The 12,417-nt window shown below is 71.9% G+C and carries 8 protein-coding genes; 7 read left to right on the top strand and 1 reads right to left on the bottom strand.

Annotation, left to right across the window (positions count from 1 at the left end; genetic code table 11):
• Positions 1–146: 146 nt before the first annotated feature.
• Positions 147–1,592, bottom strand: a complete 1,446-nt coding sequence (locus VF746_05135) for a pentapeptide repeat-containing protein (protein HEX8691779.1) — start codon at positions 1,590–1,592, stop codon at positions 147–149.
• 420 nt (positions 1,593–2,012) lie between these two features.
• Between VF746_05135 and VF746_05140 the strand changes: the two genes are divergently transcribed.
• From VF746_05140 to VF746_05170, 7 genes are all read left to right on the top strand, one after another.
• Entirely contained in the window at positions 2,013–3,623 is a 1,611-nt protein-coding gene (locus tag VF746_05140) for an NAD(P)/FAD-dependent oxidoreductase (GenBank protein HEX8691780.1), read from the top strand.
• 414 nt (positions 3,624–4,037) lie between these two features.
• Positions 4,038–4,772 (top strand): hypothetical protein, encoded by a 735-nt coding sequence (locus VF746_05145; protein ID HEX8691781.1) that lies wholly within the window; start codon positions 4,038–4,040, stop codon positions 4,770–4,772.
• 121 nt (positions 4,773–4,893) lie between these two features.
• Entirely contained in the window at positions 4,894–5,325 is a 432-nt protein-coding gene (locus VF746_05150; protein HEX8691782.1) for a BlaI/MecI/CopY family transcriptional regulator, read from the top strand.
• Complete coding sequence (locus VF746_05155) at positions 5,318–6,346, top strand: M48 family metalloprotease (protein ID HEX8691783.1); 1,029 nt, start codon at positions 5,318–5,320, stop codon at positions 6,344–6,346. The genes VF746_05150 and VF746_05155 overlap by 8 nt, the downstream gene beginning before the upstream one ends.
• Before the next feature lie 88 nt (positions 6,347–6,434).
• Positions 6,435–8,717, top strand: a complete 2,283-nt coding sequence (locus VF746_05160; protein ID HEX8691784.1) for a protein-disulfide reductase DsbD domain-containing protein — start codon at positions 6,435–6,437, stop codon at positions 8,715–8,717.
• Positions 8,718–8,783: 66 nt separating this feature from the next.
• The gene (locus VF746_05165; GenBank protein ID HEX8691785.1) at positions 8,784–9,476 is read left to right on the top strand and encodes a redoxin domain-containing protein; all 693 of its coding nucleotides are present in this window, start codon (positions 8,784–8,786) and stop codon (positions 9,474–9,476) included.
• A gap of 544 nt (positions 9,477–10,020) precedes the next feature.
• Positions 10,021–12,198 carry a carboxypeptidase-like regulatory domain-containing protein gene (locus tag VF746_05170; protein ID HEX8691786.1) on the top strand — a complete coding sequence of 726 codons (2,178 nt, stop codon included), beginning with the start codon at positions 10,021–10,023 and terminating at the stop codon, positions 12,196–12,198.
• Positions 12,199–12,417 lie beyond the last annotated feature (219 nt).

Genomic DNA, 12,417 nt, shown 5'->3' on the forward strand with positions numbered 1-12,417 from the left:
CTGCCTCTCGCAACACCAAAGCTCGTCGAAGCGGGCCGGGCATGTCGCCGCGTGATGGCCTTCGGCCATCCGGGCGAGGCATGCCTCGCCCCTACGGGAACTTCGATCGCGAATACCGAAGCAGATCGTCAATCAGCATAAGACACTCACCGGTCCCACAGTGGCGGCTGCTCGCGCACCACCCGAGCCTCGGCGTCGGTGACGGGCAGGCGCACCATCGTATCGAAGCCGGCGCGGGCGCCGCATTCCATATAGTCACTGAAGCGGGGGTCGCGCCCCGGATATCCGGGATAGGCGTGTCCCCCCTGATAGACTTCGGCCCGATCGGCCCAGAAGCGCAGCACCGGCATCGGTCGGTCGCGCCATTCCGCCGGCTCGTCGCCGGTGGGCTCATAGGGGCCGGAGAACCAGCCGGTCGCGCGATCGAGACGAAGCCGCCGCCCTCCCATGTCACAGAGATGCGCGTTGGAGCCAATCGCGTCGCCGATGGCGTCGATCGTGCCGTCGGCATTCACCTCGACCACCACGCGCGCCCGTGCCGATCCTAGAACCACCGGAACGAGACGGCGAAACAGGGCGTGCCTCCGAAAGGCGTCGTCGAACGACACCACCGGCTCGGCGAACAGGACGACCGCGCCCGGCCGGAGCCAGGCCGGCGGCTGGCCGGGCGTGATCTGCGCCGGGTCGTCCAGCGAATCGCGGAGCAACGGATCGCGGATGCCTGCGAGCAGGACCCGATAGTCGTCGCGGTCGATCTCGGCTGTCGCATCGCCGCCGCGAAGAACCAGGGGACCTGCCAGCTCGGCGTCGGCAAGGTCGCGAAGCTGATGGAGTCCGACCTCGGTCCGGTCGAGGCGCGCGCCGGCAAAATCAGCGCGGAACCACCAGCTGTGCAGACTGGCGCCCGTCAGGTTCGCGCCGCGCAGGCTCAGCGACCGCTCGTCGGGGCAGCCATCTTCCTGGGTGATTCCGCAATCGATGCGAAAGCCGCTGAGGTCGGCACGGTCGAGCCGAAGGTTCTCGAAGCTGCCGAACACGTTCCCGTCGATGCGGCCGCGGGAGAAGTCGGCGCCGGAAGCGTCGACGTTGGCCATGTCGGGATTGCGCAGCAGCACGCCGGGCATGCGCGCCCCCGCGAGCTTCGCCCCGCTGAGGTTGGAGCGAATGAAGCCCACGCCGTGCGCGTCGGCGCCGCGCCAGTCGGTGCCTGACAGATCGGTTCCGATGAAGCAGACGTTGTGCAGGCGGGCGCCGCGGAAATCGCTGCCCGAGAAGTTGCCGCCGCGAACGACGATCAACGTATCGCCACGCGACTCGCGCAGCGCCAGCAGGGCGTCACGCCCCGAGACCGACGCGCCGTCTAGCGGCTCCGGCAAGCCTGACTCGATGGAGCCTTCCGACCAGGAGTACGCAGCCGACTGACAGGACTGGGGCACGGTGGCCACGGCCACGGTGGCCACGGTGGGGGCGGTGTCGGCGGCGGCCGCGATGACGGTGTCGGCTGCGGCCGCGCCGGTGTTCTCGCCCTCGCCGCCGCCGCACGCCGCCAGCGCCAGCACGGCCGCCGCGACGGGCACCCGCCTCGCCTTCATCGCCTGCTTTCCGGTCTCGGGTCTCCCCCGTTCTCTTCCGCGCGGATCGCTCCCGCGCCATGCAACAACCGGACGAGCCGCCCCCGCAGTGAGGACCGTCTCGCACCGCTCATCCCTGCCCTGGCGCCGAGGCTGGCGCGCGCCGCGCTCCGGCACGATCCTCCGTCCCCACCCTTGCGCTTCCGCCCCGTCCGGACAGCTGCGGAATCGATGTCCCCGCCGTGCGGCAGGTGTTCCTCAACCGTACGGACCGAATGGCGGCGCACATCCTGTACGCGTCCGTTGCTGCACAACGAGTTACGCTCCTGTCTCCAACCGGTCGGAACGGGGAACGGCGCTTGCCCCCGCCGCGGCCAGCCGACCGGCCCGGCACGGGGCCGGCGCTCCACCCGCAGACTTTCCGACCGACAGGAGACCTCCGTGAACAAATATGACGCCATCTTCGTGGGCAGCGGGCACAACTCGCTGGTGGCCGCCGCGCTCCTGGCGCGCGCCGGCTGGAGCGTGCTGGTGCTGGAGAAGAACGACCGCCCCGGCGGCTTCTGCCGCACCGACGAGGTGACGCTCCCCGGCTTCAAGCACGACCTCTTCTCCACCGCGCACCCGCTCTTCGTCACCGGCCCCGCCTACGCCGAGCTGGCCCCCGAGCTGGCCGAGCGCGGGCTGCAGTACCTGAACGGCGGCCTTCCCACCGGCGTGTCGATGCACGACGGGCGGACCGCCGTCTTCCCGCGCGACATGGGCGCGGCCATCGCCGAGTTCGAGCGGCTGGCCCCCGGCGACGGGCAGGCGTTCGCGCAGATGATCCAGGAGTTCGGCGCCCACGCGGGCGACATCTTCCCGCTCTTCGCCATGGACCTGGCCTCGCCCGAGGCGCAGGCGATCATCCGCCGGCTGATGGTGGACCCCTCGGGGCGCGGCTACACCCCCTTCGCCGCCGACTTCATGGGGACCGCGCGCGACCTGCTGGAGCGCCGCTTCCGCTCGCCCGTCTTCCGCGCCCTGGCCGCGCCGTGGGTGATGCACTTGGGCCGCACCCCCGACGCCGCCAACAGCGCCTTCTGGCTCCCGCTGGTGCTGATGTCGTTCATCGGCGGGGGGATGGCGCTCCCCGTGGGCGGCAGCGAGATGCTCCCCCGGGCGCTGGTGAAGCTCATCCGCGACCGCGGCGGCGAGGTGATCTGCGACGCGCTGGTGGAGCGGATCGTGGTGCGCCACGGCCGCGCCGAGGCGGTGCGCGTGGCCGGCGGCAAGCAGTACAAGGCCGAGCGCGCCGTGGTGGCCTCGGTGAACCCCGACCAGCTCTACCTGCGGCTGCTGGAGGGCGCCGACGTCCCCGCGCCGCTGGTGAAGCAGGCCGGCGGCTTCCGCTACGGCCGCGGCGCCGTGCAGGTGCAGCTCGCCCTCTCGCGGCCGCTGGCGTGGCCCGACGCGCGCCTGGGCGAGGTGGGCCAGCTCCACCTCACCGGCGGGCTGGAGGAGATCACCACCGGGATCACCCAGGCGCTGAACGGCTGGCTCCCAGCCAGCCCCACCATCTCGCTCGACTCGCCGACGGCGTTCGACAAGACGCGCGTCCCCGAGGGGAAGGCGATCGCGCGCCTGCAGATGCTGGAGATCCCGATCCGCCCGCGGGGCGACGCCGCGGGGACGATCGACGTGGGCGACGGCACCTGGACGGAGGCACTGAAGGACCGCTTCGCCGACCGGGTGATCGACATCGCCGCGCGGCACGTTCCCGGGCTGAAGGACACCATCCTGGCGCGCCACGTGATGGGCCCGGCCGACCTGGCCGCCTACAACCCGAACGCCGGCCCGGGCGACCCGTACGGCGGCTCGCACGACCTGGCGCAGAGCTACCTCTTCCGCCCGCTCCCGGGGCAGCCGGGGCACCAGACGGCGGTGCCCAACGTCTACATGCTGGGCGCGGCTACCTGGCCCGGCCACGGCGTCAACGGCGGCTCCGGCTACATCGTCGCCAGGCAGCTCCTGGCGGCCCCGGCAGTGGGGAAGAAGCCGGCGAAGGCGTAAGACGAACCGAAAAGTCCTGAGTGCTAAGTGCCAAGTGCTGAACTGCACAGACGATATCCGATCCGGCAACTCAGGACTCAGCACTCGGCACTCAGGACTACCTACTTAGCAGCCCCAGTTCTCCGAAGGGTTCCGAAGGCACTGGAGGGCCGACTGCTCCGTGCGGCGGCATGCAGTCGCGCCTGAGCCGATCCAGCATGGCGGATCTCTGGCGGCTGCGCTTCCACGCGAGGAACTCTGCGCCGAGCCGGTTCGTATGTCCGCGCACCGAAGCGAGGAACCTGGCGGGCTGGAGTTCGGCGAGGTTTTCTCCGACGACCGGAGCCCGACTGGCCCGGACGAGGACGACTACACCGCCGATCCCGGTCGGCACACTCACGATGAGTGGACCGAAGGACAGGAGCAGGTCAGCCGATGGGATGGGAGGCACTCGGGCAGTGGGGTGACGACGCCGCTCGCATCGAACCGCTCGCCGGCGGAGTCGCCAACGACGTGTGGAGCGTGCGCGTCGACGGGCACCTCGCGGTCGGTCGTCTCGGGGCCAGGAGCGACGCTGATCTCGCGTGGGAGACCGGGCTCCTCCAACACCTCGACCGTGCAGGCCTGGCCGTGCCGGTGCCGATCCCGACCAGGGACGGCCGGCTGTTCGCCGACGGTGTGGTGGTGATGACCTGCGTGGAGGGCGGCCCGCCCGAGACGGAGGCCGACTGGCGCCGCGTGGCCGACACGCTCCGCCAGCTGCACCGGTTGACGCAGGGCTGGCCGCAGCGCCCCGGCTGGCGATCGTCGACCGACCTTCTGCACGCCGAGACCGGGACGAAGATCGACCTCCGCGCGATGCCGCCCGAGGGCGTCGCTCGATGCCGGGCAGCGTGGGCGCGGCTCGCCGGACCCCGGACGTGCGTCGTCCACGGCAACCCCAACAACCCCGGCAACGTCCGAATGACGGCGGACCGGGTCGCGCTGATCGACTGGGACGAGTCGCACGTCGACGTCCCCGACCTCGACCTGGTGCTGCCCCACAATGCCGCCGGTCTCGACGACCTTGCGCACGACATCGCCGCGCAAGCGTCGGCCGCGTGGGAAGCCGCCGTCTGCTGGGACGACGAGTACGCGGTCAGGCGGCTCGCCGAAGTTCGAGCGGTCTGAGCAGCGGCGGCGAATCGAGAGACCGCGCCTGAGGCCGGATCGTACCGTGACACTTGACGGGACGCCGCGACGGCACTAGCCTACTACACGCTGTCGTAACCACCCATGTCCCTCCGGTCCAATGGCCCTGAATCGATACCATTTCACCTTCGATCCGCAGAAGAAGGGGTTGCGCAAGATTCTCGGCGACCTCGAGGCGGACGTCATGGAGGTGATCTGGGCACGCGGCCGGGCCACGGTGCACGACGTCCACGAGCGGGTCGCCGCGGACCGGGAGCTCGCGTACACGACGGTCATGACGGTGATGTCGCGCCTGGCGGACAAGGGCCTGCTGGAGAAGTGGAAGGATGGCGCGGCGTACGTGTACGTGCCTGTCGCGAGCAAGGAGGAATTCACCAGGCGCACCGTCGGCACGGTGCTGAGCGAGCTCCTGGACGACTTCACCGCCCCCGCGATGAGCCAGTTCGTCGACCTCGTGGGTGACGAAGCGGCGATGGAGGCGCTGGCGAAGGCGATCGAAGAGAAGCGGAGGCGAGCGGATTCCGATGTTTGAGTGGTTCTTTGCGCCGTACTCCAGGCTCCTCTGGGGCGTGGAGGCCCTGCTGGGCATCCCGAACGACCTCTGCGGCGCCCCCGTGGAGATTGCCCGCGCCCTGACGCTGCTCATCTTCGCGGCCACGGCCGCGCGGTTCGCGGTCCACTGCGTCGCCGACTGGCGCCTGCGCCGCCGGTTCCCGGTCTACGGGCCGGACGAGTTCTCCGGGCTGTACGATCTCTATCGCGAGGCCGGAAGGCGGATCGGGACGAGGCGCCTGCCGCCGCTGCACCGGCACGCGGACGAGGGCCCGCTGGCATTCACCACGGGGTGCTTTCGGCCCGCCGTCTTCCTGGCACCCGCCCTGATCCGCTCGCTGGCGCCGGACGAGCTTCGTGCGGTGCTGGTGCACGAGCTCGTCCACGTGCGGCAGCGCGACAACCTGCGTGCCTGGCTGGGCAGCCTCGTGTCCATGGGCGCCCTCGTGGTGCTCCTGCAGGGCGCGGCGCTGTACGTGATGTTCTACCAGATGGAGCTGCGCTTCGGCTTCGCCCAGGCTGGCGTGCTCGCCGCGGCGGTGCTCGCCCTGCTCTGGACCTTCCGGTCCGTCGTCTGGCCCAGGATGGTCTTTGGGCGCGAGCTCTCCTGCGACGAACGCGTGGTGGAGGCGGTGCAGAACCCGCTGGTGGTCGCCGCCGCGCTGGTGCAGGTGTGGCGCCTGCAGCGGGCGCTCCCCCGACGGCCGCGGGCGCGCTGGATCCATGCCCACCCCCTGGTCCGGAGCCGCCCGAGCGTAGAGGAGCGCGTGCGGCGCCTGATGGATTATCGGCCCGACCGGCGCCGCACCTGGCTCACCACGGCGCGCCGGGGGCTGGCCGTGGCGGCGCTGGTGTGGACGTCGCTGTTCCTCTGGACCTACCACACCTCCGACCTGAGCGCCGAACTGCGCGCGCAGATTCGCGAGAGCGCGCCCGAGCTCGGCCGGACGCGCCCGGAGCTTCCCGGGACCGCGCCCGCGCTCGGCCGGCCGCGCCGGTAGCCGCATCCGCCGGCTGAAGCTGGCGGAGCGGCTCCGTCCGCCCTTTTCTACTACACAGAGTAGTATGCAATCGACGAGGATCTGCAGCATGAAAGAGCGCATCAGACGGGGGACGATCCGCTTCGTGGCGGGCTGCACCGCGTCAGCCCAGACCCCTCTGTACGTCCGCGCAGCGCTGTGCGCGCTCATCGGCGCGCTCGCCGCCGGTGGGACGGCGGGGACGGCGGATGCCCAGCTGGTTCCCCGGCCGGCGAGCGCCGTCGCGCGCGCGACCGCGGACCAGCCCGTCGAGATCGAGCTGCGGAGCGCGGTCCGGGCGGTGGCGCCGGGGGACACGATTCCGGTGTCGATCCGGCTGCGCCCGAACCCGGGGTGGCACACCTACTGGCGCCACGCCGGCGACGTGGGCAGCGCGCCGGTCGTCACCTGGCGCCTGCCGGAGGGCGTGACGGCCGCGCCGCTGCGGTGGCCCGCGCCCGAGCGGATGGAGGCGCCGCCGCTCGCGTCGTACGGCTACAAGGGGGAGGTGCACCTCCTGGGCGCCGTGCACGTGCCGCCCTCGGCACGGGTGGGATCCACCCTCGCCCTGGCCGCGGAGGTCACGTGGGTCGTTTGCGATGAGGAGTGCGTCGCGGGGGATGTCGACGTCGCGGCCACCGTGCCCATCGCCGCCAGGACGATCGCCGACGAAGCAGTCGCCCGCGTGTTCGCGGCGGAGGCCGCCCGCGTCCCGGCGCGGCGGGACGACTGGACCTTCCGCGCGGCGGTCGATCCCGAAGGCGTGCTGCTGCACGTGTACCCGCCTGCCGAAGCCGCGATCGCCTCGCAGCGCACCCCGCGGGTACAGTTCTTCATCGACTCGGCGGGGGTGATCGACTACGCGGCGCAAACCGGAGTGCGCGACATCCCAACCGGCCTCGAGCTGCGGATGGGCCGCTCGGCGTACGCGGCCGGGACACCCTCCCGGATCACCGGGGTGCTCGCGATCGACACCGCGGCCCAGGCGGGCGGCGGCGCGCCCCGCATGCTGCTGGAGGTCGATGCGCCGGTCGTCGCCAGGGCGCAGCTCGCCGCCGTTGCGCCACCCACGCCCGGCGCGGCCGGGGGATGGGTCGCGCTCGCGATCGCGGGTCTGCTCGCCCTGCTCGGCGGGACGCTGCTCAACCTGATGCCCTGCGTGCTGCCCGTGCTCTCCATCAAGGCGCTCGGGATCGCGGAAGCGGCCGCGCACGACGGACGTACGGCGCGGAGGCACGTGGTGTTGTTCGGGGCCGGCGTGCTCGTGTCGATGTGGGCGCTCGTGGGCGTACTGCTCGCCCTCCGCGCCGCGGGCACGGAAGCCGGATGGGGCTACCAGCTGCAGAATCCCGCCGTCGTCGGCGTGCTCTCGCTCGTCGTCTTCGCGGCGGGTCTCAACCTGGCCGGCGTGTTCGACCTCATGCCGGTCGGCGGGGGCCTCTCCGCCGCGGCGAGCCGTGCGCCGCGGAGCGTGGAAGCATTCCTGAGCGGGGTGCTCGTCACCGCGCTGGCGACACCGTGCTCCGCCCCGTTCCTCGCCGCGGCGGTCGCGTACGCGGTCACGTCGGGGGCCGCCGGCTCGTTCGTCGTCTTCACGGCGCTCGGCCTGGGCCTCGTCTGGCCCGTCGCGCTGGTGGCCGCCGTGCCGCGGCTCCGTGCACTGCTGCCAAGGCCGGGTGCCTGGATGGTCACGCTCCGCCAGGTTCTCGCGTTCCCGCTGTTCGCGACGGTCGTCTGGCTCGCCTGGGTGCTCGGCCGGCAGGCCGGCGTGGGCGCGCTGGTCGCGCTGCTCGCCGCGTGCACCCTGCTCGCCTTCGGGCTGTGGGCGCTCGGCCGGTTCGGCACCCTGGCGGCGCCGACGGGTCGCCGCCGCCTCGCGCAGGGGCTCGCGATCGCCGCCGCGGCTGGCGCGGTGGCGCTCGTCTCGGGTGCATCGACGCAGGGCGTCGTGCAGGCGGGGAGCGCGACGTCGGCGGAGGGTGCCGCCGGCGCGCTGCCCTGGCAGGCGTATGACGCTACGTCGTTCCAGGCGCAGCGCGACAGCGGCCGCGTGGTGCTGGTCGACTTCACGGCGGACTGGTGCCTCACCTGCAAGGTCAACGAGCGCGTGGCATTCGGTTCCGGGGCGGTGCGCGCCGCGATCCGCGAGCACGGCGTGACGCTGCTGCGCGCCGACTGGACGACCCGCGATCCCGCCGTGACGCGCGCGCTCGCCGCGTTCGGGCGCAACAGCGTCCCGTTCGTCGTCATCTACCCGCGGGCGCGCGATGCGGCGCCCATCGTCCTCCCGACGCTGCTCACGCCGGGCATCGTCACGAGCGCGCTCGAACGCGCCGCGGCGTCACCGTCGTGAGTCCAGACGCCCGCCGGGTCGACCGGCGGCCGAATCCATCCATCACTGGCCCTGAAGGCAACCCTCATGACTTCCAAGACCACGCCCACCCGGCGCTCCCGAAAGCTCCTCATCCTCGCCGCGGTTGGCGGCGCCCTGCTGATGGCCGCCCTCATCACCGTCCGCCGCATCGCCGCCGCCCACGCGGACCCGGAGAGCCTGCCGGAACTCCTGACGGTCGGCGGCCCCGCGCCGGCGTTCACGGCGACCGACACGCGCGGCCGGCCGCACTCGCTCGCAGGCTATGCCGGCAAGTGGGTCGTCCTCGAGTGGTTCAACCACGGATGCCCGGCCACGAAGAAGCACTACGCCGTGGTGAACGGGGTCGGGAACACGCAGGCGATGCAGCAGGAGTACACCCGGCGCGGGGTGGTCTGGCTCTCGGTCGTGTCGTCGGGTCCGGGAAGACAGGGGTACACGAGCGCGAAGAAGGCCGAGGACCAGGCCCGCGAAAAGGGCGCGGCGCCCACGGCCATCATCCGCGACACGGCGGGCGTGCTCGGACGGCTCTACGGCGCCCGCAACACGCCGCAGTACATGGTCATCGATCCCCAGGGCGTGCTTCGCTACAGGGGCGCGATCGACGACCGGAACACGCCGAGGGCCCAGGACATCCCGGGAGCCACGAACTACGTCCGCGCCGCGCTGGACGCGGGGCTGGCGGGCAGGCCGATCGCGGTGGCCCAGACCCAGCCCTACGGCTGCGAAGTGAAGTATTGAGCGCCGAGCGGATGGCGGCCTTTTCGCGGCGGGCCACCCTCGGCTGGAGTGGCGACCTCCTCCGGGGCATGGGCCCGGTGACTGCGGGAAGCGACGCGTCGGCGCGGCGGAACATCATCCAGGGAGCTGGCGCCTGAAGTCCTGGCTGGGCGAGCGCCCGACGTCGTCGGACCTGGCGAACCGGCCCTCGTGGTCGCGGCCCCGCCCCTGACGCTGATCACGCGTCCAGGGCCAGGGACATCGCGGGGGCGACAAACTACGTCCGCGCCGCGCTTGACGCCGGCCTCGCGGGGAACCCCATTGCAGTCGCGCAGACGCAGCCCTGCGGCCGCGACGTGAAGTACTGATCGCGCCTGACGCGTTCACGCGGAGGGGAACCACCAGTCGTGCATCAGCGCGTCCTCGGACGCGCTCCCCACGAACCGTGACGAAAACGTCCCATCACGAACGGGCTGGAACACACGGCCGCCTCACGCCCGACGGCCTGGGTCTCCATCGCCTCGTCGTGCGGAACGCGGTGGAACTTCATCCAGGGAGCTGACAGATGGAGACGACGAAGGCACTCTTCGCGGGCGCGACGGTGGCGGCCTCCGCGCTGCTCTGGGCGGCCCGCACGCCCAGCGCGCAGCCTGCCCCCGGCGGGATCCCGATCGATCGCGACGACATCGCGGGGGTGGTGACGGGGGCGGGCGGCCCCGAGGCGGGGGTGTGGGTGATCGCGGAGACCTCCGACCTCCCGACGAAGTTCGCCAGGATCGTGGTGACCGACGACCAGGGGCGCTACCTCCTCCCCGACCTCCCGCAGGCGAGATACGACGTCTGGGTGCGTGGGTACGGGCTGGTCGACTCGCCGAAGCGGCGGGCGGAGCCCGGGACGACGCTGAACCTGCGGGCGACCCCCGCGCCGAATCCGCGCGCCGCGGCGGAGTACTACCCGGCCGGGTACTGGTACTCGCTGCTCCAGGTCCCGGCCGAGAGCGAGTTCCCCGGCACCGGCCCGGAGGGGAACGGGATCAACCCGGCCTTCAAGAGCCAGGCGGAGTACGTCCGGCCGCTGAAGAACGGCGCCTGCCTGGGCTGCCACCAGATGGGGAGCAAGGGGACGCGCGAGCTGCACCCCGCGCTCGGCACCTTCGAGTCCTCCGTGCAGGCGTGGGAGCGGCGGCTGCAGTCCGGCCAGGCTGGAGGTGCGATGATCGGCATGGCGCACCAGATGGGACCGCGCACGCTGCGGATGTTCGCCGACTGGACCGACCGGATCGCCGCGGGCGAGGTCCCGCCCGCGCCGCCCCGCCCGCAGGGGATCGAGCGGAACGTGGTCATCACCCTCTGGGACTGGGCGGACCCCAAGGCGTACCTGCACGACCTGGTCTCGACCGACCGGCGCAACCCGACGGTCAACGCCAACGGCCCGGTCTACGCCGTGCTCGAGGCGAGCGCCGACTACATGCCGGTGCTCGACCCGAAGACCCATACGGCGACCCGGATCCCGGTCACGGTCCGCGACCCGAACACCCCGCTCGCGGCGCCGGCGCAGGTCGCGGCCCCCTCGCCGTACTGGGGCACCGAGGCGATCTGGACCAGCCGGGCGAACGTGCACAACCCGATGCTCGACGAGCAGGGGCGCGTCTGGATCACCTCCAGGGTGCGTCCGCCGGACAACCCGGCCTTCTGCAAGGAGGGGTCGAGCCATCCGTCGGCCCGCCTCTTCCCGCTCAACAGCTCGAACCGCCACCTGGCGGTGTACGACCCGCGGACGAAGGAGATGAAGCACATCTCCACCTGCTTCGGCACGCACCACCTGATGTTCGCCGAGGACGCCAACCGCACCCTCTGGCTGAGCGGCGGCGGGCCGGTGGTGGGGTGGGTGAACACCAGGCTGTGGGACCAGACGGGCGACGAGGAGCGGGCGCAGGGATGGACCGCGCTGATCCTGGACACCAGCGGGAACGGCCGCCGCGACGCGTACGTGGAGCCGAACGCGCCCGTGGATCCCGGCAAGGACAAGCGCATCGGCACCGGGCAGTACGGCGGCGGTCCGTACGCGCTGGCGCCCGCGCCGGACGGATCGGTGTGGGGGACGATGTTCGGGTTCCCCGGCGCGATCTTCCGGCTGGCCCCCGGCCAGAATCCGCCGGAGACCGCGCTCACCGAGGTCTTCGAGGTGCCGTGGAACAACCCGGCCGTCGCGAACGTGGGCTTCTCCCCGCGCGGCGGCGACGTGGACCGGAACGGCGTGTACTGGGCCGCCCTGGCGAGCGGGCACCTGGCCAGCTTCGACCGGCGCAAGTGCCGCGGTCCGCTGAACGGCCCCACCGCCACCGGCCAGCACTGTCCGGAGGGGTGGACCTTCTACGCCGAGCCCCTCCCGCAGCTCGGCAACGTCACCAGCCCGGGGAGCGGGGAAGGGAGCTACTACACCTGGGTGGACCAGTTCAACACGCTCGGGCTCGGCGAGAACGTGCCGATCAACACCGGGAACCAGTCCGAGGGGCTCCTCGTCCTCAAGGACGGAAGGTGGGTCGTCCTGCGCGTCCCCTACCCGACGGGGTTCTACACCAAGTGGCTGGACGGCCGCATCGACGACCCGGACGCCGGCTGGAAAGGGCGCGGTCTCTGGGCCGCCATCAGCACCCGCGCCCCCTTCCACATGGAGGGCGGGAAGGGGACCACCAGCAAGGCGGTCCGGTTCCAGCTCCGGCCGGATCCGCTGGCGAGGTAGGCCCGAACCGTGAAGGCGATCGTCGACCCGAAGGGCGGAGACGGCAACGGTAGCATCGTTGCCGTCTTCGTTCGTGTAATACCGTTTTTCGAGATTCGCTGTGCATTGGGAAGCTGTCATTCCGAGTGGAGCCCGATGCGCTGATCTCGCGTTCGCCACCGAAGTCGGCCGGGCTCCCGAGGAATCTACTCGCGGCCGGCAGGAGGCCGGACCGATGCA

The sequence above is a fragment of the Longimicrobium sp. genome, from assembly GCA_036389795.1.
Classification (GTDB): domain Bacteria; phylum Gemmatimonadota; class Gemmatimonadetes; order Longimicrobiales; family Longimicrobiaceae; genus Longimicrobium.